This is a genomic window from Pseudomonas sp. B16120 (assembly GCF_044218845.1).
GTDB classification, from domain to species: domain Bacteria; phylum Pseudomonadota; class Gammaproteobacteria; order Pseudomonadales; family Pseudomonadaceae; genus Aquipseudomonas; species Aquipseudomonas paracarnis.
On record NZ_CP162588.1, the window covers coordinates 4,315,996 to 4,341,925 of the forward strand.

Genomic DNA, 25,930 nt, shown 5'->3' on the forward strand with positions numbered 1-25,930 from the left:
CCCTCCCACATTTGAACCCAGGTGAATCAGTTGGCGAGGGCCGCGCCGTCCATTTTCTGGCGCAGGCTCAGCGGGCGCATATCGGTCCAGACTTCCTCGATGTAGGCCAGGCATTCTTTCTTCATGCCGCTCTTGCCCACGGTGCGCCAGCCTTCCGGCACGGCCTTATAGTCGGGCCAGATCGAATACTGTTCTTCATGGTTGACCACTACCTGAAAGAGGATGTCGTCGCGGTCAAATACTGAGGTCATTGCTGTTCTCCGTCGCTCAAAGGCTGGCTGCGCACCACGCGCAGCACTGATATCTGTAGAAACGTACCAAGGGCCTGGAAAATTAGACGCTGGCCACAGCCGCCGCCAAGGCGCGCCCGAAAATCTCGGCCACCTGGTCGACTTCGCCAGCGGTGATCACCAGCGGTGGCAGAAAACGCACCACACTGCCATGGCGCCCGCCCAGTTCCAGGATCAGCCCGCGCTTGAGGCATTCGCGCTGCACCAGCGGCGCCAACTGGCGATGCACCGGTGGGTGGCCCTGACTATCCGGCGTGCCAGTCGGGTCTACCAGCTCCACCCCCAGCATCAGCCCACGCCCACGGATATCCCCCAGATGCGGGAAGTCGCGCTGCAGGATGCGCAGGTGTTCGCCCAGGCGCTCACCCATGGCCGCCGCATGGCCCGCCAAGTCGTGATCCCTGAGGTAGCGCATCACCGCTGAGCCTGCCGCCATCGCCATCTGGTTGCCACGGAAGGTCCCGGCATGGGCGCCAGGCAGCCAGGTGTCGAGCCAGTCGCGATACACCACCACCGCCAGGGGCAGGCTGCCGCCAATCGCCTTGGACATGACCACCACGTCCGGGATGATGCCGGCGTGTTCGAAGGCAAACATTTTGCCGGTACGCCCAAAACCACTCTGGATTTCATCGACGATCAGCGCCACCCCCGCTTGCGCGGTGATACGGCGCAGGCCACGCAGCCAGTCGAGGTCCGCCGGGATCACGCCACCCTCGCCCTGGACCACTTCGACAATCACCGCCGCTGGCAGCAACACGCCGGCTTCCGGATCGTTGAGCAGATTCTCCAGATAATGCAGGTTGACCCGCACGCCTTCGGCGCCACCCAGCCCAAACGGGCAACGGTAGTCATACGGGAATGGCAGGAACTGCACGCCATTGCCGAGCAAGGCGCCCAAGGGTTTCTTGGGTCCCAGGCTGCCCATCAAACTCAGCGCGCCCTGGCTCATGCCGTGATAGCCGCCCTGGAACGACAGCACGGTGCTGCGCCCGGTGGCGGTGCGCACCAGCTTCAACGCGGCTTCCACCGCATCGGTGCCGGTGGGGCCGCAGAACTGGATTTTCGCTTCTCGCGCCAGCTCCGAAGGCAGCAAACCGAACAGGTCCTGCACGAATTGATCCTTGACCGGCGTGGTCAGGTCCAGGGTGTGCAGGGGCAGTTCGTCGCTCAGCACTTGCTGGATGGCCTGGATCACCACCGGGTGGTTATGCCCCAGCGCCAGGGTTCCGGCGCCGGCCAGGCAATCGATGAACCGACGCCCCTCGACGTCCTCCACGTAGATCCCCTTGGCGCGCTTGAGCGCCAAGGGGATGCGCCGAGGGTAGCTGCGGGCGTTGGATTCCTGCTGGCGCTGGCGGGCCAGCAGCGGGCTTTCGTCAAACTGATAGAGCGTTTCCGCGGCCTGCACCGGGGCGTCTTCGATACGGCTGGTAGCGACTGACATCTCTGGATCCCTCAATACGCTGTTGATCGTGACCAAACTGCCGATCCGTTGGCGTCTGGCCCAAGGGCATGCGCACGGATTTCCTGTTGTGGAGACGCTTCAGGTGCACGGGGATTTAGGAGGTTGGTCGGATATTTACCGATTGTGGGGAGATTAAAATGTGGGAGCGGGCTTGCTCGCGAAGGCAGTGTGTCAGTCGCTGCATCGGTTACTGCACTACCGCTTTCGCAGGCAAGCCAGCTTCCACATTTGAACAGCGCTCAGCTCCGAAGCCCGCGGTATTTTTCATTCAGCGCATAAAGAATCGCGCACGTCTCTGCATCCAGGAATCCACAATAATCCCGTGGCCGAAAGTGCATCTGGAACGCCCGGGTGCGCTGCTCAAAGGCCCGGCGATTCTGCGCCGGCTTATACCCATAACGCTGAAACGCCCTCTCCACCTCGACCTCCGGCGGCAAGCCGAGACAAAAGCGGCGCTGGTACATCGCCCGCGTCTGCTCATCAAACCAAGCCCCAATGCCGGCTTCATGCAGCAGACGCCAGGGCAGCCGAGGCCCCGGATCGCTCTTGCGCCAGTAGGCCACGTCCGAATGCCCGAGCCAGTCAGTAGGGCCGACCTGCGGATAGCGCTCCAGCAGGTCGCGAAGCAATGCAATCAGTAGGTCAATCTGCGCGGGTGCGTATTGCGTAAAGGTAAAGACGCCCGCGTCATCCCGCGCCAGGTTGACGATTTCAATGCCCACCGAGCGGCTGTTGAGATCCGCCTTCCCCGCCCAATAACTCACGCCGGCGTGCCAGGCGCGCTGGCCCTCGTCCACCAGGCGAAACACGCGCAGCTCTTCATAACCGGCAGCACAGTAGCTGGGCTCATCGGGGTCGGGCAGCAGGTAGTGGGCGCTGACGCCATCTTGAGTGAGGGTGCGTAGCGATGAAGCAAAGGGCGCTGCGGTGTAGTGCACAATCACCTGCTGCACGGATTCGCCGCGGCGGTCGTTGAAATCCCTGGCAGGGAAACTGGTGTCGATCACCAACATAAGAACAGTCCTTTTCAATTCAGGCCGACTCATTCGGCCCGTTCAAGCACAAAAAATTACCGCCATCCTGAAGACTTGAGCCTCAGGCGGGCGGTAATTATTTGCCACGTGAAAAGGGCAGCTCAGCGCCGCAACGGCATGCCCAGGTCGACCCGCATACCATCGGGCTGGCTGTCGAAGTGCAGCGAGCAGGAGCAACGCTGCACGATCGCCTGGACAATCGCCAAGCCCAGGCCACAACCTTCGCTGCTGCCATTGCGCCAAAAGCGTTGGGTGAGGTATTGCAGGTCTTCGCTGGAGATCTGCTGGCCATGGTCACGCACGCGGAACACCACGTTATCCGGGGTAGAAAACACCTGCAGTTCCACGCGGGTATCGGCGGGGGTATGGCGCAAGGCGTTGTCCAGCAGGTTACGCAAGGCCGCGACGGCAAGGCCAACGGGCATTGCCACTGGAACAGGGGAAAGATCCGGCGCCAGGATCAGATCAATGCGTGAATTGTCGCCGGCGTTGGCATCCTGGATCGCCAACCGGGCGACTTCCTCGGCACTGGATTGCAGGCCATCGTCAAACGACAGGCTGCCCTCCACCCGCGCCAGCAACAACAGTTGCTCCAGGGTGCGATGCAAGCGGTCGGCGCCCTCCTCGGCGTGCGCCAGGGACTGGTCGCGGGCCGCGCCCTCGGTCATGCGCGCGACTTGCAGGTGGGTCTTGATCGCGGTCAACGGGCTGCGCAGCTCATGGGCGGCGTCGCCGGTCAGGCGACGTTCGCGCTCGATGGTCTTGGCGATGCGCTGCAGCAGTTGGTTCTGGGTGTCGAGCAACGGCTTGAGTTCACTGGGCAGCGGGTGAATCTGCAAGGGTTCCAGGGAATCGGCACTGCGCCGCATCAAGGCATCACGCATACGGTTGAGCGGCACCAGGCTCTGGCCGATGCCCAGCCATAGCAGGCACAGGCAGCCCAGCAATGCCACACCGACCGGCACCGACGCCGCCAGCAGGATCGACAGGTTGAGGGCTTCACGCTCCACCTGGCGGTCGGCGGTGGTGATCAGCAAGTCGCCACGGGACAGGGTAAAGCTGCGCCAGCCCACGCCGTCGATGATCTGGTCGCGAAAACCGCTGCGGCGCGACTCCAGCCCTTCCTCCGGCGTGGTATGGCTGCGCGCCAGGATCTCGCCGCGCAACGAACTGACCTGGCAGGCCATGCCGCCCGGCACATTCAGCTGTTCGGTACGCAAATGCGCGCCACCGCTGACGCTGGCCAGGCCCGGCATCTGCTCGGTGAGCCCGGCTACCATGCGCGCCGAAGCCACCAGGCGCTGGTCGAGGGAAAACATCATCTGGTTGCGCAAATCGTTGAGCATCCAGGCGGCCGCCAGCACCCAGATCAGTACAAAAGCGGCGCCCAGCTTGAACGTCAGGCGCAGGCGCAAGCTCATCACGGCGTGTTTTCTCCCCCATCAGCGGTGCCCAGGCGATAGCCCAGCCCCCTGACGGTTTCGACGATGCCATTGCCCAACTTGCGCCGCAGGTGGTGGATATGCACGTTGAGGGCGTTGCTTTCCAGTTCGTCGCTGAAGCCGTAGACGCTGTCCTTGAGCTGTTCACTGGACAGTACGCGGCCCTTGTTGTGCAAAAGCGCCTGCAACAACGCCTGTTCACGCCGGGACAAATCTACCGGCTGGCCGCCGAGGAAGGTCTCGCGGCTGCTGGGGTCGTAGGCCAGGCGGCCATGTTCGATCAGATTGACGCTGCGTCCCGCCACACGGCGCAGCAGGGTTTGCAGGCGAGCAGCGAGTTCACGCAGGTCGAAGGGCTTGAGCAGGTAGTCGTCGGCGCCGGCTTGCAGGCCGTCGACGCGGTTGGTCACCGAGTCCCGCGCGGTGAGGATCAGCACCGGAATGTCCAACCCCTGGCTGCGCTGTTGTTGCAGCAGCTTGAGGCCGTCTTCGTCGGGCAGGCCAAGGTCGAGCACCATAATGTCGAAGGCCGCGGCCTTGAGCATCGCCCGCGCAGCCGAGGCCGTGGCCACGCGCTCCACGGTGAAGCCCTGGGCAGTCAGGCCGGCCACGATGCCACTGGCGATCAGTTCGTCGTCTTCACAGACCAGTACGTGCATGGTTAACCCTTCATAAAAGATGGCGCGATTAGAAAAGCCACGGATTAAGCGCGCATTATGCCGCTAAAGTTCGCAACACCGGATAATCCCTACGCTCTAGAATAGCGGCGGTTAATCATCGGTTAATCAACGCCACACATTGTGTGCCTCACTTGCATCGAACTAAGGCTTGACCATGCGGCATCTGTTTACCTTTCTGCTGGTGTTGTTCGCGGGATTCGCCCAGGCAGCGCCGGGCAGCCCCTTCGAAACCAAACCCGACTTCCTCCCGGTGGGCAAAGCCTTCGCCTTTACCTCCGAACGTCTTGAGAGCGGCGAAACCCAGCTGTTTTGGCAGATTGCCGACGGTTATTACCTGTACCAGCAACGCATGAAGTTCGACGGCCTGGCCGAAAAACCCGTGCTGCCCGAGGGTGAAGCCCATAGCGACGAGTTCTTTGGCGAGCAGCAAGTCTATCGCCAGGGCCTGGAAGTGAAGATCCCCGCCGGCACCACCGGCCAGGTCAAGCTCGGCTGGCAGGGCTGCGCCGATGCGGGTCTGTGCTATCCGCCGCAGTCGATCACCGTGGACCTGGGCGGCAACCCGGCCGTCGCCGCGACCGCGCAAGCCCAGGACCAAAGCCTGGCCAGCGGCCTGCAACAGCGCAGCCTGGGGTGGAGCCTGCTGGTGTTCTTCGGCCTGGGCCTGCTGTTGGCGTTTGCGCCCTGCTCGTTGCCGATGCTGCCGATCCTCGCCGGCCTGGTGGTGGGCAGTGGCGCCAGCCCGCGCCGTGGCTTTGCCTTGGCCGGCAGTTACGTGGTGTGCATGGCGCTGGTGTATGCCGCCCTGGGGGTGATGGCCGCGTTGCTCGGCGCCAACCTGGCGGCGTTGCTGCAAACCCCCTGGATCCTTGGCAGCTTTGCGGCGTTGTTCGTGCTGCTCGCCCTGCCGATGTTCGGCTTCTTTGAACTGCAACTGCCCGCCTTCCTGCGCGACCGCCTCGATAACGTCAGCCGCCAGCAAAGCGGTGGCAGCCTGGTGGGTGCCGGTGTGCTCGGCGCATTGTCCGGCCTGCTGGTGGGGCCGTGCATGACCGCGCCCCTGGCCGGCGCCCTGTTGTATATCGCTCAAAGCGGCAATGCGCTGCACGGCGGCCTGATCCTGTTCGCCATGGGCATCGGTATCGGCATTCCGTTGTTGCTGTTGGTCACTGTGGGCAACCGCTTCCTGCCCAAGCCGGGTACCTGGATGAACGTGCTCAAGGGCATCTTCGGCTTCCTGTTCCTGGGCACCGCGGTGCTGATGATTCGCCCGGTAGTCGGCGACAGCCTGTGGATCGGCCTGTGGGGCGCCTTGGCGCTGGTGATGGCGTACTGTGGCTGGGCGCTGGCCCGTGAGTTCGGCCTGGCGGCCAAGGTGTTCGGCGCCGGTTCCCTGGTGCTGGGCCTGTGGGGCGCGGTGCTGGTGGTGGGGGCGGCCGGTGGCAGCGATGAGCTGTGGCAACCCTTGAAGGTTTACAGCGGCTCAAAGGTCGCCGGTGCACCGAGCGCCCACGATGCCTTCACCACGATCAACGACCCGGCCGTACTGCAAAGCCAACTCGACAGCGCCAAGGCCCAGGGCCAGTGGGTGCTGTTGGACTATTACGCCGACTGGTGCGTGTCGTGCAAGATCATGGAAAAACAGGTGTTCGGCAAACCCGAGGTGATGGACGCGCTCAAAAACGTGCGCTTGCTGCGCCTGGACGTCACCGCCGACAACGCCGCCAGCCGCGAGCTGCTGGGCCGCTACAAAGTGCCAGGGCCACCGAGCTTCGTGTGGATCGGCCCGGACGGTGAAGAACGCCGCGCCCAACGCATCACCGGGGAAGTAGACGCCGCCGCCTTCCTGCAACGCTGGACCCAGACGCGGGACGCTCTCTGATGCTGACCCTTACCATCGGCACCTTCGCCATCGCCCTGAATCACCTGCTGCTGATCAGCGCGCTGATTCTCGCCACCCTGGTGGGCTGGCGCGTGGCCAAGCGCGGCGGCGAAAACCCGGAGTCGGTGCTGTTCAGCCTGTTTCTGCTGGGCCTGCTCGCCGCCCGGGTCAGCTTTGTGCTGATGTACTGGAGTTATTACAGCAACGACTGGGTGGAAATGGTCGACCTGCGTGACGGCGGCTTTCTCGCCTGGCCCGGGATCATCGCGCTGATCCTCGGCGCGCTGGCGTACGGCTGGCGTCGCCCGACCCTTCGCAAGCCGCTCAGCGCCGGGGTGATCACCGGCCTGTTGTTCTGGGGCATGACCAGCCTGTCCCTGAGCCTGTACGAAAAAGGCACACGCCTGCCGGACATCACCCTGCGCAATGCCAATGGCGAGGTGGTGCAACTGGCGGATTATCAGGGCGGCCCCTTGGTGATCAACCTCTGGGCCACCTGGTGCCCGCCGTGCCGGCGCGAAATGCCCGTACTGGAAAACGCCCAGCGCATGCGCCCCGACGTGACCTTCCTGTTCGTCAACCAGGCCGAAAGCATGCAAAGCGTCAGCACCTACCTGGCCACCCAGGGCCTGACCCTGGACAACGTGCTGTTCGACGCCAGCGGCCGCCTCGGCCAGGCCGTGGGTTCCATGGCCTTGCCGACTACGCTGTTCTACCAAGCCGATGGGCGCCTGATCAACAGCCACCTGGGCGAACTCTCCGAAGCCAGCCTGGCTCGTGCCATGGAACCCTTCGACAACACCACAACAAGGAAACCGACATGCCTCGCCTCCGCCACCTGCTGACCCTGCTGCCTTTGACGCTAGCCGCTACGCTGGCCCAGGCCGAAGACCTGCCGGCCCCGATCAAACAGATCGAAGCCAAGGGTGCCAAGATCATCGGCAAATTCGATGCGCCCAGTGGCCTTACCGGCTACGCCGCCCAGTACCAGAACCGTGGCATGGCCTTGTACCTGACCGCCGACGGCAAGCACGTGATCGCGGGCAACCTGTACGACGCCCAGGGCAATGACCTGAGCACCGCGCCCCTGGAAAAACTGGTGTACGCGCCGATGGCCAAGGAAGTCTGGGCCAAGATGGAAAACAGCAGCTGGATCCAGGACGGCGACAAAAATGCCCCGCGCACCGTCTACCTGTTCAGCGACCCCAACTGCCCGTACTGCAACATGTTCTGGGAACAGGCGCGCCCGTGGGTGAAGGCCGGCAAGGTGCAGTTGCGCCACATCATGGTCGGCATCATCCGCGAAGACAGCCCAGGCAAATCCGCGGCCCTGCTCGCCGCCAAAGACCCGCAAAAAGCCCTGCAAGAACACGAAGCCGCCGGCAAGGGCAGCAAGCTCAAGGCGCTGGAAAAGATCCCGGCCGAGGTCGAGGCCAAGCTTGATGCCAATATGAAGCTGATGGATGAACTGGAGTTGTCGGCGACGCCGGCGATCTTCTATCTGGATGACAAGGGTGGGTTGCAGCAGCAGCAAGGGGCGCCTTCGCCGGAGAAGTTGGTGAAGATTCTTGGGCCGAAGTAGCGTAAAAAAAGAAATGCTCCCGCGTTACCGGGAGCATGTTAAAAAAGCACTTAGGCCGACAAGCCGGCCCACTTAGTCAGTAGTAGAACTGGAAGCTATCCAAGTACGAGTGCTGCTGACTAACAACGCTGATCTTGTTGATTAACTTTCCATCCGGGGCGCTGAAGTCTACCCAGCTATTGACTGACAATCCCGAACGCGTCCCAAGGAGTTCGCCGTTGCGGCCATAGAAGTAGCACACCCCATAATAGGCATTGCGCGTAAAAGCAAACCTGACACGCAGATACTCGCGTTTAAGAAATAGGTCAACTGTTTGAGAGGGCGTCGGCCCCTCAGTGCCAGTGGAACAACTCAATGCGATGGCATTGCCTGAGGTCATTCCAGGAACAGCTGGTGAAGCCGCATGGATACCGACGATACCGGACCTGGCTGTAATGGTCATTGTCGGCGTCTGTGCTGGAGAGCCCGCCGGAAAGTAACCCGGCAGCGTAGTCGTAAAGTCCTCGGTGACTAACGTGATCACGCGCACGACCAGTGTCCGCGATGGGCATACCACATTCTCATTCAAACTAGCGCCCGTTGCCACACTGAATGTCAGCGTCAACTGGGTGTTGTCTTTTAACTTATCCAACTCCGATCGCAGGACTGGATATGTCACCCCTTCTGTCACCTCCTGAGGTGTAATGGTCCTGTCGGCATATATATCGAACGTATAAGGGGTGTCGTTTTTATCAGTTCCAGTTGCCCGCAGCCAGCACTTCTGCCCTGCCCGCAAAAACCACATAGGGTCTTCGTGGGAGTTGGCATTCCCGGCAAATATTCTAGTGTCCAAGATGGCATTCTGGGTCTTTGGCGGCGTCGCCTCCAGCACGTTCGGCGTTTCCAGACGCGTAGGCAGACTGATATTCAAATTCAGAGGCAGTGAAGTCTGGACCTTGCACGCAGTGGCCACGGTGTAAGTGATAGGTATGGTTTCTCCCATGCCCTCAATGACCGCTTCCGGCGGCAGAGCGAAGATGACAGACCCTACCGCACTGCCGGGTTTGGAAATCAGGGGCCAGCAGGTATCGTCTTGCTTGCGCCAGCAAACACTGATGCTGTGTTTGGGGTTGCTGCCAACGTAATTCACTTCCACATGCACACCGCCACGACCATTCCAAGCGGTCAAATCAGAGCCCACTGCTTCGGTCACTGAAGGCTCAGGCAGGACAAACGGCTCCTGCTCGATGTTGAAAACCTGCGAAGGGAACACCAGCGCGTTCGCATGCGTAGAGGCCTCGCAAAAACCCACCGCAAAGTGCAATGTAAACGTGCTGCAATCGGCCAGCTTTTGCAGATCACTCCTGCGGATAGGTGCATCGACCCCATGCGCCTTCCAATCATCAGTAACTGCGACACCCGCTAAAATATCGAACCTATAGGCGCTACCGTCTTCATGCTCACCAGTAGCCCACATCCAACACCGGTTCGAGCACTCGGCATAGGCCCATACAGGCACCTTGGCCATCGCATTCTCGCTGAATGTGCGGAGGTCCAGCGTCCCTCTGGTTGCCTCTTCAATATCCGAGTGGGGAAATTTGGGCGCTGAAACACCGACCACCTGTCCAGGGGATTGCTGTTCATTATCGTTGAACGCAAGGGTGTAGGTCAGCGTCATAGATTTGTCGAAGAAACACGCGACGATACAGGGCGACAGAGTGACAGCCGGAAGATCGCCGTCATGCTCAATGGTCACGCAATCAAGCAGTTTTCGTCCATACCCGAGCCCGTTTACATAGAAACAGATACGGTCGCCTGCATAGGTGTCCAGGTTGAGAGCTTCTACATCTCCGCCCTCTTTGGTAAGTTCAGGGTTGAGCAGCCATTCACCGTTGTATTCCACAGACTGCCTCAGACGCGGAGGTGGCAGGTCTAACTCAGGCGCCACAATCAAAGCCGCAGTGCGGCGACGCTGAACTTCGAGCGCATTTCTCGGTAAGCGCGTTTCAAGATGAGGATCAACGTCAGCAGGGGGTTCGGCCGGTAAGCCGCTGGTGATCCAGGCAGACTGGAGTGTGATGGATCTCCATGGTTTACGCCGTGCCAGCCAGCCCCGTGAAATTTCGGGACGAAGTGGAACACCGCTGGCGATTTCCTCTTCGGTCAATACATGGTCGTAAATCACGGTGTAGAACGCGTGTGGAGGGGCGTCTTGCTCGGTGACCGCCGTGCAGTAAACCTTATCGCCCGCCTTCGCAAGAGGATGGAGCGGCACGACAACCGGCTCGTTCCCTTGATGGTCGTTCATGTCATAAGTAGGCGTGTTATGCAGGATTTTTTCATGAAACAGTCGAGGCGCAAGCTCTTCACTTTCACTTGCCGGGTAGAACGATATGCCCACTTCCTTGACCAGAGAAGCCGCGGGCTGACCTTGCGACCTGCCTGTGTATGAAATAAGAGCCGTGAACCCCATGAGCGTCGTCAAGTAGTCCAATGGAATTTCAATATCCCTGGCCCCTGGCTCATCGCTTGAATCCACCACATCGTCAAGTACAAGTTCAGGCGCCTCCTTCGCGCTGAACGTTACGGTGATGTCTGACCTGTCCATACGTGGATCAACGGTCAGATATGAGCCGATCATTGCGGATGGAGCGACGCTTCCGTGAACCTCGCTGGAAATCAACGGGGCGTTGACTTCCAGCGCATTTGGCTTAACCGCTTTCGGTCTAGGGCTCTTGGGTTTTGGCGAGCTTTCAGCGCTCGATGAGGCCTCAGGGGTTGCGGCTGACGTTTGTTTGGCCATATGAGAGAACTCCGTGTTCAGGGTGTTTTTATTCTTGGCCAACCTTGCCAGCCAAGTAGCTCCCTACCAGTAGGTCTTTTTTTCATGCCTGTGCCTACTGTCAGAATTGACAGTTCTCACGGAAAAAACGGCGCTACCCGACCAACGGGCAGCCCTCCACTCTTGCCTTAAAGCCCCTCAAGCTCCGCCATCAAATCACTCAACCGATCCACCTTCTCGGCACTGATCTCATTGCCCACCAACCCCTCGATATACCCGACCAACTCCGCCACCGTGCTGCACTCGAACATCGCCCGCAGCGGCACGTCGCGCTGCAACGTCTTCTGCACCCGCGAAGCGATCTGCGTAGCCAGCAGCGAGTGCCCGCCCAGTTCGAAGAAGTTGTCCCGCACCCCGACCCGTTCGACCCTCAGCACCTCGGCCCAGATACCCGCCAACGTGGCTTCCAGTTCGGTGCGAGGCGCCACATAGTCCTGGCTGTGCAACTGGCCAATCTCCAGGGCCGGCAGGGCCTTGCGGTCGAGTTTGCCGTTGGCATTCAGGGGCAGGCGGTCAAGCCATAGCCAATGCAGCGGCACCATGTATTCGGGCAGTTCGGCACGCAGGCGTTGCTTGATGCGCTCCAGGCGCTCGCCAGTGTTCAATGTTGCATCGGCCGCCACCAGGTAGCCAACCAGATGCTTACCATTGACGCCCTCCTGAACGCCGACCGCCGCGTCGCGGATGTCAGGTTGTTCGTGCAGGCGCGCTTCGATTTCACCCAGTTCAATGCGGTAGCCGCGAATCTTCACTTGATGGTCGATCCGACCGACGTACTCCAACACGCCGTCGCTGCGGCGCCGCGCCAGATCGCCGGTACGGTAGAGCCGCTCGCCGGGCGCGCCAAATGGGTTGGGCACAAAGACCTGGGCAGTACGCAGCGGATCGCTGACGTAGCCGCGACCGACACCGGTGCCAGCGACGCACAACTCGCCCACGGCGCCTTGGGGCACCAGTTCCAATGCGCCATCGAGCAGGTACAAACGGTTGTTGTCGGTCGGCGTACCAATCGGCAGGTAAGTGCCACGGGTCGCCGCCAGATCGACGCGGAAGAACGCCACATCATCGGAGCATTCCGCCGGGCCATACGCGTTAACCAGACCGATCTGCGGATAGCGCAGCAACCACTGGTGCGCCAACTCCGGCGGCATGGCCTCCCCGGTCGGCAACATCCAGCGCAGGCCGTCGAGGCTGATACGCTCCTGGGCCAGCATGCCCTGAATCAGCGACGGCACACTCTCCAGCACGGTGATGCCCTGTGTTTGAACGTGGGCCAGCAACCCTTGCGGATCATGGGCGATGGTAGTGGGCACAATGTCCACCCGTGCGCCAAACAGCGGCGCGGCGAGGAACTGCCAGACGGAAATATCGAAGCTTTGCGACGCGGTCTGGGCGATCACATCGGCATCGCTCAAGTTCAGGTACGGCACTTTGCTCAACTGGTTGTTGAGCATGCCGCGCTGTTCGACCATCACGCCTTTGGGCAAGCCAGTGGAACCCGAGGTGTAGATCACGTAGGCAAGGTTGTCCGGGGCACTGTAGATGCCTGGGTTTTCGCCACGGGCGGGGATTTCCTCCCACACCAGCAACTGGCAGTCGAAGCCTTCAAGCAGTTCGATGGCCTGTTCCCGGCACGCTTCGGTGCACACCAGCAACGGTGTGCGGCTCAAGTCGATGATGCGGCTCAGGCGTTGACCTGGCAGCCCAGGATCCAACGGCAGGTAACCGGCGCCGGCCTTGAAGCTGCCGATGATCATGCCCAGCAGGTCCAACCCACGTTCAGCCAGCAACGCCACCGGTTGATCCTGCCCCACACCCGCCGCAATCAGCGCGTGGCCCAGGCCATTGCTGCGGCGATTCAGCTCGTCATAGCTCCATTGCTGATCGAGGCAGCTGGCGGCGATACGTTGCGGATGCTGTGCGACCTGCGCCTCGAACAACTCGATATAGCTGCGTTCCAGCGGGTAGGCATGTGCGCTCTGGTTACAGCCTTCCACGAGAAACTCACGCTCCTGCTCGCCCATCAGCGCCAGCTCGGCCATGTCGCCATGGAAGCCCTGCACCAGCGCCAGCAACAGGCGTTTGAACTCAGCGAGCATGCCTTGCACGGTGCTTTCGTCGAAATAACGCTGGTCGTAGGACAGGTGCAAACCGAGGTCATCCCCCGGATAGCACACGGCAGTCAGCGGGAAGTTGGTGTGGGTACGCCCGGAATCCGAGGTGGCGTTCAGGCTTTGCGCACGGTCCAGCACCGAGACTTCCACCGGTGCGTTCTCGAACACAAACAGGCTGTCGAACAGCGGCTGGCCCTTGGGCAATTCGCTGTGTTCCTGGATCGACACCAGCGGCAGGTACTCGTACTCGCGCAACTGCATATTACTGTCGAGCAAAGCGCTCAACCACTGGCGCACGCTGCAAGGCTGATCATCCTCGGGCAGTTTCACCCGCAGCGCGATACTGTTGATAAACAGCCCGACGGTGCGTTGCATCTCGGGCATGTCCACCGGGCGCCCGGCCACGGTGACGCCGAACAACACATCGCGATCACCACTCAAACGCCGCAGCACCAGGGCCCACGCCGCCTGGGCGAAGGTGTTGACGGTAAGCTGATGCGCCTGGGCCAGTTCGCGCAGTTGCGCACCGTCGCGGGCATCCAGGCGGGTGTAGCAGTCGCCCACCACCATGCCGCCGCTGCCACCAGCGTGTTCGCGCAGGAACGGGCGGTCGCTCGGGATCGGCGTGGCGCGCTCGAAGCCTTGCAAGTTTTGCTGCCACCACTGGCGCGCTTCGTTGAGGTTCTGGCGTTGCAGCCAGGCAATGTAGTCGCGGTAGCGCGGCGGCGCGGCCAGTTGCGCATCGCGGCCTTCGCCCAGGGCTGTGTAGATATCGAAGAAGTCATTCATCAGCAGCGAACGGCACCAGGCATCGATCAGGATGTGGTGGTTGCTCATCATGAACCAGTAGCGCGCCTCGGCCACGCGGATCAGGCGCAAGTGGAAAGGTGCTTGATTGAGCAGGTCAAAGCCGGCTTCGCGCTCGGCCTTGAGCAAGGCTTGCAGACGCGGCTCCTGCTCATCCTGCGGGTCGGCGCTCCAGTCCAGGTACTCAATCGGCGTGCTGCCGGGCTTGTGGATCACTTGCAGCATGTCTTCGCCGACGTTCCAGCAGAACGAGGCACGCAAAGCTTCGTGGCGGGCGATCACCGCTTGCCAGGCCTGGGCAAAACGCTCCGGGTCCAGGGCGCTGTTGATGCGATAGCGGTCCTGCATGTAATACAGGCCGGTGCCGGGCTCCAGCAGCGTGTGCAGCAGCAGGCCCTCCTGCATCGGGGTCAGCGGGTAGACGTCTTCGATGGCGCTGGCCGGGACCGGCAAGGCGTCCAGTTGCACCTGGGTCAGGCGCGCCAGGGGGAAGTCGGACGGCGTGAGGCCGCCGGCATCGTCCTGCAGGCAATGGGCGATCAGGCTGTGCAATTCGGCCAGGTAAGCTTCGGCCAGATCGCCAATCACCTGCTGATCATGCCGCTCACGGCTGAAGGTCCAGCGTAGCACTAGCTCGCCGCCATACACCTGGCTGTCGATGCTCAGTTCGTTGGGCAACGGCGCATCCGGGTCATGGGCCTGACCGGCGGATTCCTCCAGCGGATGGAACAGCGCGTCAGTGCCAAAGCTCTGGTCGAACTGGCCCAGGTAGTTGAAGGTAATCTGCGCGCTCGGCAATGCGGCCATGCTCTGCTTGCACAGATCATCGGCCAGGTAACGCAGTACGCCATAACCCAAGCCTTTATGCGGCACGCCACGCAGTTGCTCCTTGATCGCCTTGATCGAGTCGCCTTGCTCGGCCTGCGGCGTCAGACGCAACGGGTAGGCACTGGTGAACCAGCCCACGCTGCGGGTCAGGTCGATGTCATCGAACAAGGTTTCGCGGCCATGGCCTTCCAGTTGGATCAGTGCCGAGGCCTGCCCGCTCCAGCGGCACAGTACGCGGGCCAGGGCGGTCAGCAACAGGTCGTTGACCTGGGTGCGATAGGCACTCGGCGCCTGTTGCAGCAACTGCCGGGTGCGCTCGGCATCCAGGCGCACGCTGACCGTTTCGGCATCGCTATTGCGCCGTGCGCCTTGGGGACGCTGCACCGGCAAGGCCACGGCCGGGCCAGCCAATTGCGCTTGCCACAGGCTCAACTCTTCGCGCAAGGACTCACTGTGGGCATAGGCTTGCAAGCGCGCAGCCCAATCGCGCAGCGCGCTGGTCTTGGCCGGCAGGCTGACGGACTGGCCTTCACTGAGTTGGCGATAAACGTTTTGCAGGTCTTCCAGCAGGACGCGCCACGACACGCCGTCCACCACCAGGTGATGGATGGCGATCAGCAAGCGCTGCTGGCCTTGCGGCCCGTCCACCAGCAAGGCGCGCAACAGCGGCCCCTGTGCCAGGTCGAGGCTGCGCTGGGTGTCGGTGAACAACGCCGTGCACGCCTGCATGTCGCGCACCTGCGCCTGCAGCAGCACGCCACCTTCCGGCACGCCCAAGTGCTCGGCATGCCATTGCGCGCCACGCGGGGTAAAGCTCAAGCGCAGCGCGTCGTGGTGTTCCAGCACGGCCAGCAGCGCTTGCTCCAGGCGATGGGCATCGAGCAGTTGCAGTGGCTTGAGCACCAACGCCTGGTTCCAGTGCTGGCGAGCCGGGATGTCGGTGTCGAAGAACCAGTGCTGGATCGGCGTGAGGCCCGAGGGGCCGGTCAGCAATCCTTGCTCGGCGATGATGAGCTCCGAGCGAGTCGCCACGGCAGCCAGGCTCTGTACGGTCTGGTGCTGGAACAGGTCACGGGGGCTGAAATGAATCCCGGCCTGGCGCGCCCGGCTCACCACCTGGATCGACAGGATCGAGTCGCCGCCCAGTTCAAAGAAGTTATCGTCGAGGCCCACTTGCTCCACGTTCAGCACCGCGCACCAGATGGCGGCCAGGCTGTGTTCCAGCTCGCTGCGGGGCGCGACGTAGGCTTGGCGATTGGCCTCTGGGTCCGGCTCAGGCAAGGCGCGGCGGTCTAGCTTGCCGTTGGCGGTCAGCGGCATGCTCTGCAGCACGATCAGATGCGCGGGCACCATGTAGTCCGGCAGTTGCGCCTTGAGGTGCGCCTTCAACGCGTCGCGCAAGGCGGCGTGCTCGGCATCGCTGACCAGGTACGCCACCAGTTGCTTGCCACTCGGCGCCTCCAGTGCCAGTACCACCGCTTCGCGCACAGCGTCATGTTCGAGCAAGCGCGTTTCGATTTCGCCCAGTTCGATGCGAAAACCGCGGATCTTCACCTGATGGTCGATGCGCCCCAGGTACTCCACCAGGCCATCGGCGCGTTGGCGTACCAGGTCGCCGGTGCGGTACAGGCGCCCACCCTTGCCAGCAAACGGGTCTGCGACAAAGCGCTCCGCCGTCATCCCCGGCCGCTGGTGGTAACCCTGGGCCAGGCCGGCGCCACCGATATACAGCTCACCGCTGGCGCCCTGGGGCACCAGCGCCAGGTCGGCGTCGAGAATGTAGGCCACGCGCGCGCCGACGATGCTACCGATCGGCACACTGCCAGCGCCCTCCTCCAACTGCTCGGGCGCCAGGCTGGCCAGGGGCATCACCACGGTTTCGGTGGGGCCGTAGGCGTTGAAGAACAGCTGGGGCGTAAACGCCGCACGGATGCGTTGCAGGTGTTCGCCGGTCAAGGCTTCGCCACCGGTGATGCACATGCGCACCGGCAGTGTCTGTTGCTGGGTCGCCAGCCACTGCGCCAACTGGCTGCCGTAGCTGGGGGTGAAACCGAGCACATTGATGCGATGGGTACGGATCAGCGCGCAGATCTCTTCGGCATCCCACTGGCCCTGGGCGCGCAATACCACCCGCGCCCCGCACAGCAGCGGCACCAGCAAACGTTCGGTGGCAGCGTCGAAGTTGATCGAGTAAAAGTGCAGTTCGCAGTCATCCGGGCGCATGTCAAACCGCTCGATCACTGCCTGGCAATGCATGGCGATCTCACCGTGGGACACCACCACACCTTTGGGCTTGCCCGTGGAACCCGAGGTGTAGATGAGGTACGCCTGGTGTTGCGCCAGGCTCACCAGCGGCAGCGCCTCGGCGGGGTAATTGGCCAGCACCGGCGAGTCATCCTCCAGGCACCAGCACGCCACCGTCGCCGGCAATTCACCCAGGGCTTCGAACAGGGCCGCATCACTGAGCAGCAGGCCGATGCCACTGTCTTCGATCATGTAATGCAAGCGATCCAGCGGGTATTCGGGGTCCAGCGGCACATAGGCACCGCCGGCCTTGAGGATCGCCAGCAAACCGATGACCATTTCCAGCGAACGCGGCAGCGCCAGGCCCACGCGCACCTGCGGGCCCACGCCACGCTCGCGCAGCATCCAGGCCAGGCGGTTGGCGCGCTCATCCAGTTGCGCATACGAGAGGGTCACACCGGCAAAGGTCAGCGCCGGGGACTCCGGCCGCTGGCTGGCCTGCTGGCTGAACAGTTGATGGATGCACTGGTCGAGGCGATGCTCGCCCTTCCCCACCCCCAGGCTGTCTTGCAAGGCGCGTTGTTCATCTGCGCTCAGCAACGGCAATTCGCTCAGGCGCTGGCCAGGATCGGCGACCAACGCTTCAAGCAAGTTGCGCCAATGCTCGGCCATACGCGCAATACGCGGCTCGTCGAACAGGTCGGTGCTGTAGGTCAGGCAGCAACCCAGGCGATGGTCGAGGTCGGTGACTTCCAGGTTGAGGTCGAACTTGGTCGCCCGCGCATCGTTGGCCAGGTACTCCACGGTCATGCCAGCCAGTTGGCGGCTTTGCTGGAACTCCCAGCGCTGCACGTTGCACATCACCTGGAACAACGGGTTGTACGCCGCGCTGCGCGGCGGTTGCAGGGCTTCCACCAGATGGTCGAACGGCAGGTCCTGATGGGACTGGCCCTCGATCACGGTATGGCGCACCTGCTCGAACAGCTCGCTGACCCGCATCTGCCCAGTGAGCTGGCAACGCAGCACCTGGGTATTGAGGAACGCGCCAATCAAGCCTTCGCTTTCCGGACGGATACGGTTGGCCACTGGCGCGCCGATGCGCAGGTCGGTCTGGCCGCTGTAGCGGTAGAGCAACACCGCCAGGGTCGCGGTCATGGTCATGAACAGCGTGAGGCCGTGCTGGGCGTTGAAGGCTCGCACGCGGGCGGCCAGCTCATCGCTCAAATCAAAGCGGTACAGCTCGCCCCGATGGCTTTGCACCGGTGGCCGCGGACGGTCGCCGGGCAGTTCCAGCAATGGGTGTTCGTTGCCCAGTTGGGCGGTCCAGTAGTCCAGCTGACGCTGGCGCTCACCGGCTTCCATCCACTGGCGTTGCCATACGCTGTAATCGAGGTACTGCACCGGCAACGTTGGCAGCGGTGAGTCGCGCTCGTCGATAAAGGCTTCATACAAGGCGCTGAGTTCACGGGCAAAGATGTCCATGGCCCAGCCTTCGGTGACGATATGGTGCAGGGTCAGCACCAGGTAATGTTCCTGCTCGCCGGCCTTGACCAGGCAGGCGCGCAACAGCGGCCCGGTTTCCAGGTTGAACGGCGTGTGCGCCTCGACATCGGCCAGTTGCTGCAAACGCTGCTGGCGCTGCGGCTCATTCAGCGCGGAGAAATCCTGCCAGTCCATGCGCACATTGGTTTGCGCCGAGACCTTTTGACAGGCCACACCATCGACACTGGGGAAAGTGGTGCGCAGGGTTTCGTGACGCATGATCAAGGCCTGCAAGGCGGCCTCGAAACGTCCCACATCCAGCACGCCGCGCAGGCGCGCCATGCCGCCGACGTTGTAGGCCGGGCTGTCCGGTTCCATCTGCCAGAGGAACCACATGCGCTGCTGGGAATAGGACAAGGGGACCGGCTGGCTGCGGTCGACTTTGGCGATGGCCGTCTGTTGGTTGCGCTGGCCCGCCGCCTGGATCAGCCCGACCTGCTCGGCGAAATCGCCCAGCTCGCTGGCTTCGAACAGGGTGCGCAGCGGCAGTTCGACGTCACAGGCCTGGCGGGTGCGGGAGATGATTTGCGTGGCCAGCAACGAGTGCCCGCCGAGTGCGAAAAAGTCATCGCGCAGGCCGATGCGTGGCAAGCCAAGCACCTCGCGCCAGATCGCGGCGATGTGCAGTTGCAAAGGTGTATGCGGTTCGACGTGTTCGCGGGTTTGCCATACCGGCTCTGGCAAGGCACGCCGGTCGAGCTTGCCGCTGGGGCTCAGGGGCATGGCGTCCAGGCGCATCAGCAGCGCGGGCACCATGTACTCCGGCAACTCGGCAGCCAGGGCGATTTTGACCCTTTGCTCATCCAGTTCGGCGTCGGCGGTGTAGTAGCCGATCAACTGGGCATCACGTACCAGCACCACGGCTTGGGCGATGCCTGCCTGGGCCAGCAGGCGCGTTTCTATTTCTTCCGGTTCCACTCGGAAACCCCGCAGCTTGACCTGCTGATCGAGGCGTCCGAGGTATTCGAGCACACCATCGGCGTTCCAGCGCGCACGGTCACCGGTGCGATACAAGCGGGTGCCCGCCGCGCCCAGCGGGTCGGCGACAAAACGTTCGGCCGTCAGCCCGGCACGGCCCAGGTAACCCCGCGCCAGGCCGATACCGCCGATGCACAATTCGCCCGGCACACCGGCCGGTAGCGGGTTGAGTTGCTCGTCCAGTACGCGGCAGATCACATTGCCCAATGGTCGGCCAATCGGCGAGCGCTCACCATCCGAGGCGGCGCACTGCCAGTGGGTGACGTTGATCGCGGTTTCGGTCGGGCCATAGCGGTTGTGCAATTGCACCGCGGGCAAGCGCGCCAGTACACGGTTACGCAACTCGGCGGGCAAGGCTTCGCCACCGGAGAACAGGCGACGCAGGCTGGTGCATTCGGCTGCCAGGGGTTCATCGATAAACAGCTGTAACAACGGTGGCACGAAGTGCAGCGTGGTCACCCCATGTTCCTGCACAAGCTGCGCGATGCGGTGCGGGTCGCGATGTTCGCCCGGCCCGGCCAATACCAGGCGGCAGCCGGTAATCAGTGGCCAGAAGCATTCCCACACCGACACGTCGAAACTGATTGGCGCCTTTTGCATCAGCACATCGGTTTCGTTCAGTTGATAGGTGGCCTGCATCCACTGCAAACGCTCGGCCAGGGCGCCGTGGGTGGTGCCCACGCCTTTGGGTTGGCCGGTGGAACCGGAGGTGTAAATCACGTAGGCGAGGTTATCGCCGTGCAGGTGCAAGCCTGGCGCCTGGGTCGGCCAGCTGTCCAGATGCAGGCTGTCCATGGCAATCACGCACACGCCTTCGGCGCTGGGCAGTTGGGGCAGCAACGCGGTCTGGGTGAGCAGCAGTTGCACGCCGCTGTCCTTGAGCATGTAGGCCAGGCGTTCAGCGGGGTAATCCGGGTCCAGCGGCACGTAGGCGCCACCGGCCTTGATGATGGCGAGCAGGCCGATCAGCAGTTGCGGCGAACGCTCGGCGGCGATGGCCACGCACACGTCCGGGCCGACGCCTTTGTCGCGCAGGTAATGGGCCAGGCGGTTGGCCTGGGTGTGCAATTGGGCGAAGGTCAGGCTGCCGTCCTGCCAGACCAATGCGGTGGCGTCCGACGTTTGTTGGTTGAGCAGCTCGGGCAGCCAGTGCCGGGCCGGCGCGCAGGGGGCTTCGCTCCAGGGTTGCTGTTCGTCAGCCTGCATCAACGGCAGGTCGCCGATGGCGTGTTGTGGTTGCGCGCACACAGCGTGAAGTAGATGGATAAAGTGCTCGGCCAGACGCTGGATGGTCGCGCAATCGAACAGCTCGTCGGCGTAGTCGAACGACAGGCTCAAGCGCCCATTGCGATCTTCTTCGCTGTGCAGTTGCAGGTCGAACTTGGCTTCGCGGCTGTGCCAGGGCAACTCATCGGCCAGCAGGCCCGGCAGGCGGCGCAAGGCACTGAGGTCGCGCTGCTGGTGGTTGAACATGACCTGGAACAGGCCCTGTTCGCGGGCCTGGGGGAAGGCTTCCAGCAGTTGTTCGAAGGGCAGGTCCTGATGCGCCTGGGCGGCCAATGTGGTCTCGCGAGTGGCGGCCAACAGCTGGTTGAACGGCAGGCGCCCGTCCAGCTCGGCGCGCAGCACCAGGGTGTTGATAAAGAAGCCGATCAGGCCCTGGGTTTCATGGCGTGGGCGGTTGGCATTGGGCACGCCGATACGGATATCGCGCTGGCCACTGTAGCGATAGAGCAAGGTCTGGAACGTCGCCAACAACAGCATGAACGATGTTGAGTCGTGGGCCTGGGCGGTCTGGCGAATCGCCGCACTGAGGCGCGCATCCAGGCGCTGGCGATGGCGCGAGGCGCTGTGCCGATGCTGGGCGGCACGCGGGTGATCGGTGGCCAGGTTCAGGGCCGGGTGCTCGTCACCCAACTGCGCTGTCCAGTACGTCAGCTGTCGCTGGCCCTCGCCTTCGGCCAACCATTGGCGCTGCCAGCTGCCGTAGTCAGCGTATTGCAAGGCCAGCGGCGGCAACTCCAGGGACTGGCCTTGGGCGGCAGCGGCGTACAGGCGCGAGAACTCGTCGATCAGGATATTCAGCGACCAACCGTCAGCAATGATGTGGTGCAGCGTCACCAGCAGTTGGTGCTCTTCATCGCCCAGGCGCACCAGGGTAACCCGCAGCAACGGGCCTGTTTCCAGATCGAACGGGCTGCGCGCCTGGTCTTCACGAACCTGTTGCGCACGGGCTTCGCGCACGTCGTTTGGCAAGTCGCTGAGGTCGATGACCGGCAGTTCGAAATCCGCCGTAGCCTCGACACGCTGAAACGCCTGACCATCGCGCTCGTAGAAGCGCGTGCGCAGGGCTTCGTGACGCTGGATCAGTTGCTGGAAGCTGTGGCGCAGTGCGTCTTCATCCAGCTCGCCGCGCAGGTGCAAGGCGCCTGGAATGGTGTAGGCGCTGCTGTGGGGGTCCAATTGCCAGGTGATCCACAGGCGGTTCTGTGCCAGGGATTGGGGCAGGTCTTCTTGACGTGACAACGCGTGTATTGCGCCTTGGGCCACGCCGCCGTCCTGTTGCAGGTGCGCCACAGCCGCAGCAAAGGCCGCGAGTGTCGGCGCTTCGAACAGCAGGCGTAGGTTCAGCTCCAGCCCGAGGCTTTCGCGCAGGCGCGCGACCACTTGGGTCGCGGTGATGGAGTTGCCGCCCAGCAAGAAAAAGTGATCGTCGCCCGCCACATGAGCCAGTTGCAGTTGCTCGCACCAGATCGCCGCAATCTGCTGTTGCAGGTCCGATTCCAGCGCCACTTCGCTCGCCGGCCCCTGCTGCCCGGGGAACTGCGCGTAGCTGTCGAGGCTGCCATCGGCATGCCGAAGCGCACAGGCCGCACGCTGCACTTTGCCGCTGGAGGTCTTCGGCAAGGCGCCGGGGTTGAGCAGCACCACCACGCTCGGGGCTTGCTGGCAGGCCTCGGCCACGGCTTGGCGGATCGCCTTGATCAGCGCTTCGGGCGGCAGGATTTTCTGCACGCTGCGGCTGATTTCCGCGGCGATGCCGATGCCTTCCAGGCCCTGGTCATTGACCGCAAACGCGGCAACCCGGCCCTTGCGCACCCCTTCCACTTCGCGCTCGATGGTCTGCTCGATGTCCTGGGGGTAGAGGTTGTGGCCGCGCACGATCAGCAGGTCTTTCAGGCGCCCGGTGATGTACACCTCACCGTCGCGGATAAAACCCAGGTCACCGGTGCGCAACCAGGTGCGGCCAGCATGCTGGACGAAGGTCTTGGCGCTGGCTTGCGGGTTGCGCCAGTAGCCGTGGGCGATGCTCGGGCCCGTGGCCCAGAGTTCGCCGACGCACTGGTCGGGCAGTTCGGTGAGGGTGTGCGGGTCGGCGATCAGCACGGCGTGGTCCGGCTGGCTGGTGCCGCAACTCATGATCGCAGGGCCCTGCCCCGGTTCGGCACGGTTTGCGGCCAGCGCCTGTTCGTCCAGGCGCAGGGCGGGAATGCCATGGCCACGGGTGCCGCCGGCGACAAACAGGGTGGCTTCGGCCAGACCGTAGGAGGCGAAGAAATTATTCGGGGTGAAACCACAGGCCGCGAATTTTTCCGCAAAGCGTTCCAGGGTGTCGAGGCGGATCGGCTCGGAACCCGAATAGGCCACGCGCCAGCGGCTCAAATCCAGGCGCTCCAGGGCCGACTCACTGACCCGTTCGCTGCACAGGCGGTAGGCGAAATCCGGCCCACCACTGATGGTGCCGCCGTATTCGCTGATCGCCTCCAGCCAGCGCAAAGGTCGGCCAAGGAAGTAGGCCGGCGACATCAACACGCAGGGCACGCCGCTGAAGATCGGTTGCAGCAGGCCGCCGATCAGGCCCATGTCGTGGTACAGCGGCAACCAGCTGACGATCACGTCGTCGGGGTTGAGGTCGATGCCAAAACCACGGCGGATCAGCACTTCGTTGGCCACCAGATTGCCGTGGCTGACCTGCACGCCCTTGGGCAATGCAGTGGAGCCGGAGGTGTATTGCAAGAACGCGATGTCGTCGGCCTTGAGGTCGGGCTCGACCCACTGGTCGGCCCGCTGCGCCTCCAGGGTGTCGACGCTCAATACCGGCGGCGCATTTTCAATCTGGGCCAGGCCCTCGCTGAGGCTGGCAATGGTCAACAGCAGCCGCGGCTCGGCATCGCTGATGATCGACAGCAGGCGCTCCTGGTGATGACGACGCGTGGATTCCGGCGGATACGCCGGCACCGCGATCACCCCGGCGTACAGGCAGCCAAAGAACGCCGCCACATAGTCCGGGCCACTGGGGAACAGCAACACCGCACGCTCGCCCAGGCCAACGTTGGCCTGCAGGGCAGCGGCGATGGTGCGGGCGCGTTGGTCGAGGTCGCGATAACTGAGCACCACACTGTGCTCGGCGCTCTCGGCGAGGAAGCGCAACGCCACCTGATCCGGTGTCTGCGCAGCACGCTGTTGAAGGGACTGGACCAGGGTGCGGGGGAGTTCGAAGGCGTCCATCATGGGGTTCCTGCCTGAAATCGGCTTACGGGAAATTCGGGAAGTCGGTGGAGGTCAGCCGGCGACGAGCTGCCGCGCCGCGCCAATGCGCCAGCGCGCCAAGTGCTCGTCGGCATAGCGACGCACGCACCGCAGCACGGCGCTTTCGTGCTGCACGAGGAAGAAGTGATGGCCGTCAAACATGTCCAGGGAAAACCCACTGGCAGCGTCGAGTTGCCAGTCGAGCAACTGGTCGGCACGCACGCTGTCCTGCTTGCCACCGAACACATGGATCGGCAGCGCCAGGGGCTGGCGCTCGCCATAGGTGAAACTGCCGCACAGCAGGAAATCGGCGCGCAGGATCGGCAACATCAGTTGCATCAGCTCGGGGTTGGCCAGGGCTTCTTCGGCGGTGCCTTGCAATTGCCGCAGGCGGGCAATCAGTTGGGCATCGGTCTTTTCGACGGCGTACTCACTCACATCACGACGCGCCGGGCCCGCCGTGCCGGACGCGAACAACGCCAGGGGCGCAGGCAGATTGCGCGCGTTCAAAGCGTGAGCCAATTCAAACGCCAACAGCCCGCCAAGGCTGTGGCCGAACAAGGCATAGGGGCCATCGAGATCACGGCTGATTTCTTCAGCAAGCTGCGCGGCCAAGGCCTTGATATCGCGCTGCAATGGCTCGTCCATGCGCATGCCGCGTCCCGGCAATTCCAGCGGGCACACTTGCAGCCAGTCCGGCAGCACCCGGCGCCAGCGAGCGTAGACCGAGGCGCTGGCGCCTGAGTGGGGCAGGCAAAACAGGCGCAGCCGCAGGGACGTACTCATCCCGCGAGGACTCCGAACTGAAACACGCTGAATGCACGATAAAAACCCATCTGGTCCTCCTGCGGGTGCTGATCCTTGGCCGTTGTACTAACGAACCTGTCACCCATGAGAACGGACGGAGCCTTCAAATAATTAGTCGCCGGGGGCGAGCGAGACGTGGTTCACACCTTTGCCCAAGGCATAAGATTAGTTCGCCTTCTCATTTGACAATCATTATCATTAAGCATAATTTGTTGCCCGATATGTAGGAGGCCTCAGCAGGGATGCCCTCCCCTAACCTATTCGCAGCAAGGTGATTTCCATGACGGAACCAGTATCCACAGGCAGGTGCGATTCACCCCTTCTCCAGGCGTTCGTCGACAATCGACTGATTCTGGTGAAGATCGCGGCCCGTATCACCGGGTGCCGCTCACGCGCCGAAGACGTGGTGCAGGACGCCTACTTCCGGCTGCAGTCGGCGCCGACCATCACCTCATCGTTCAAGGCCCAACTGAGTTATCTGTTTCAGATCGTGCGCAACCTGGCGATCGATCATTACCGCAAGCAGGCCCTGGAGCTCAAATACTCCGGGACCGAAGAGGAAGGCTTGAATGTGGTTATTCACGGCGCTTCACCGGAAACCTCGCACATCAATTTCAACACCCTGGAAAACATCGCCGACGCCCTGACGCAACTGCCCCAGCGTACCCGCTACGCGTTCGAGATGTACCGCTTGCATGGCGTGCCGCAAAAAGACATCGCCAAGGAGCTTGGGGTGTCTCCGACCTTGGTGAACTTCATGATTCGCGATGCGCTGGTGCATTGCCGCAAGGTGTCGGGCAGTCATAGCGATACGTTTGCGCGGCGGGTTTAATGCAGCGCCGACATATGTGGGTAAGGGCTCCACGGAAACTACGATGCGAAGC

Annotated in this window: 12 protein-coding genes; 4 read left to right on the forward strand and 8 right to left on the reverse strand. The window is 62.8% G+C overall.

The window, feature by feature from the left end; translation table 11 throughout:
* Positions 1 to 26: 26 nt before the first annotated feature.
* The 5 genes from AB4P90_RS20160 to AB4P90_RS20180 all read right to left on the reverse strand — a co-directional run bounded on the left by AB4P90_RS20160 (position 27) and on the right by AB4P90_RS20180 (position 4,890).
* A complete protein-coding gene (locus tag AB4P90_RS20160; protein ID WP_003192847.1) occupies positions 27 to 251 on the reverse strand; it encodes an MbtH family protein in 225 nt (74 codons plus the stop codon).
* A gap of 82 nt (positions 252 to 333) precedes the next feature.
* A complete protein-coding gene (locus AB4P90_RS20165; protein ID WP_014719304.1) occupies positions 334 to 1,734 on the reverse strand; it encodes an aspartate aminotransferase family protein in 1,401 nt (466 codons plus the stop codon).
* 260 nt (positions 1,735 to 1,994) lie between these two features.
* Positions 1,995 to 2,768 carry an N-acetylmuramoyl-L-alanine amidase gene (locus AB4P90_RS20170; RefSeq protein WP_060767617.1) on the reverse strand — a complete coding sequence of 258 codons (774 nt, stop codon included), beginning with the start codon at positions 2,766 to 2,768 and terminating at the stop codon, positions 1,995 to 1,997.
* 122 nt (positions 2,769 to 2,890) lie between these two features.
* A complete protein-coding gene (locus AB4P90_RS20175) occupies positions 2,891 to 4,210 on the reverse strand; it encodes an ATP-binding protein (protein WP_014719306.1) in 1,320 nt (439 codons plus the stop codon).
* The gene (locus tag AB4P90_RS20180; protein ID WP_014719307.1) at positions 4,210 to 4,890 is read right to left on the reverse strand and encodes a response regulator; all 681 of its coding nucleotides are present in this window, start codon (positions 4,888 to 4,890) and stop codon (positions 4,210 to 4,212) included. The genes AB4P90_RS20175 and AB4P90_RS20180 overlap by 1 nt, the downstream gene beginning before the upstream one ends.
* Before the next feature lie 175 nt (positions 4,891 to 5,065).
* On the opposite strand from AB4P90_RS20180, the gene dsbD reads away from it, so the two are divergent.
* From dsbD to dsbG, 3 genes are read left to right on the forward strand one after another with little or no spacing between them, the layout of a single operon-like run.
* Positions 5,066 to 6,793: a protein-disulfide reductase DsbD gene (gene dsbD / locus AB4P90_RS20185; protein ID WP_020302231.1), complete on the forward strand. Its 1,728-nt coding sequence runs from the start codon at positions 5,066 to 5,068 to the stop codon at positions 6,791 to 6,793.
* Entirely contained in the window at positions 6,793 to 7,638 is an 846-nt protein-coding gene (locus AB4P90_RS20190; protein WP_014719309.1) for a TlpA disulfide reductase family protein, read from the forward strand. The genes dsbD and AB4P90_RS20190 overlap by 1 nt, the downstream gene beginning before the upstream one ends.
* A complete protein-coding gene (gene dsbG / locus AB4P90_RS20195) occupies positions 7,614 to 8,375 on the forward strand; it encodes a thiol:disulfide interchange protein DsbG (RefSeq protein WP_014719310.1) in 762 nt (253 codons plus the stop codon). Before AB4P90_RS20190 ends, dsbG begins: the two co-directional genes overlap by 25 nt.
* A 76-nt stretch (positions 8,376 to 8,451) precedes the next feature.
* Here dsbG and AB4P90_RS20200 read toward each other — a convergent pair whose 3' ends face one another.
* The 3 genes from AB4P90_RS20200 to AB4P90_RS20210 form a co-directional block, all read right to left on the reverse strand.
* Positions 8,452 to 11,157, reverse strand: a complete 2,706-nt coding sequence (locus AB4P90_RS20200; protein WP_395605331.1) for a hypothetical protein — start codon at positions 11,155 to 11,157, stop codon at positions 8,452 to 8,454.
* Positions 11,158 to 11,324: 167 nt separating this feature from the next.
* Positions 11,325 to 24,221, reverse strand: a complete 12,897-nt coding sequence (locus tag AB4P90_RS20205) for a non-ribosomal peptide synthetase (protein ID WP_395605332.1) — start codon at positions 24,219 to 24,221, stop codon at positions 11,325 to 11,327.
* 51 nt (positions 24,222 to 24,272) lie between these two features.
* Positions 24,273 to 25,025, reverse strand: a complete 753-nt coding sequence (locus tag AB4P90_RS20210) for a thioesterase II family protein (protein WP_038451030.1) — start codon at positions 25,023 to 25,025, stop codon at positions 24,273 to 24,275.
* 301 nt (positions 25,026 to 25,326) lie between these two features.
* Between AB4P90_RS20210 and AB4P90_RS20215 the strand changes: the two genes are divergently transcribed.
* Positions 25,327 to 25,878: an RNA polymerase factor sigma-70 gene (locus AB4P90_RS20215; protein ID WP_014719314.1), complete on the forward strand. Its 552-nt coding sequence runs from the start codon at positions 25,327 to 25,329 to the stop codon at positions 25,876 to 25,878.
* Positions 25,879 to 25,930: the final 52 nt, after the last annotated feature.

Excerpts from the sequence above, each read along its gene's own strand:
- AB4P90_RS20160 (WP_003192847.1), bottom strand. The coding sequence starts at position 251 with ATGACCTCAGTATTTGACCGCGACGACATCCTCTTTCAGGTAGTGGTC.
- AB4P90_RS20165 (WP_014719304.1), bottom strand. The coding sequence starts at position 1,734 with ATGTCAGTCGCTACCAGCCGTATCGAAGACGCCCCGGTGCAGGCCGCG.
- AB4P90_RS20170 (WP_060767617.1), bottom strand. The coding sequence starts at position 2,768 with ATGTTGGTGATCGACACCAGTTTCCCTGCCAGGGATTTCAACGACCGC.
- AB4P90_RS20175 (WP_014719306.1), bottom strand. The coding sequence starts at position 4,210 with ATGAGCTTGCGCCTGCGCCTGACGTTCAAGCTGGGCGCCGCTTTTGTA.
- AB4P90_RS20180 (WP_014719307.1), bottom strand. The coding sequence starts at position 4,890 with ATGCACGTACTGGTCTGTGAAGACGACGAACTGATCGCCAGTGGCATC.
- dsbD (WP_020302231.1), top strand. The coding sequence starts at position 5,066 with ATGCGGCATCTGTTTACCTTTCTGCTGGTGTTGTTCGCGGGATTCGCC.
- AB4P90_RS20190 (WP_014719309.1), top strand. The coding sequence starts at position 6,793 with ATGCTGACCCTTACCATCGGCACCTTCGCCATCGCCCTGAATCACCTG.
- dsbG (WP_014719310.1), top strand. The coding sequence starts at position 7,614 with ATGCCTCGCCTCCGCCACCTGCTGACCCTGCTGCCTTTGACGCTAGCC.
- AB4P90_RS20200 (WP_395605331.1), bottom strand. The coding sequence starts at position 11,157 with ATGGCCAAACAAACGTCAGCCGCAACCCCTGAGGCCTCATCGAGCGCT.
- AB4P90_RS20205 (WP_395605332.1), bottom strand. The coding sequence starts at position 24,221 with ATGATGGACGCCTTCGAACTCCCCCGCACCCTGGTCCAGTCCCTTCAA.
- AB4P90_RS20210 (WP_038451030.1), bottom strand. The coding sequence starts at position 25,025 with ATGAGTACGTCCCTGCGGCTGCGCCTGTTTTGCCTGCCCCACTCAGGC.
- AB4P90_RS20215 (WP_014719314.1), top strand. The coding sequence starts at position 25,327 with ATGACGGAACCAGTATCCACAGGCAGGTGCGATTCACCCCTTCTCCAG.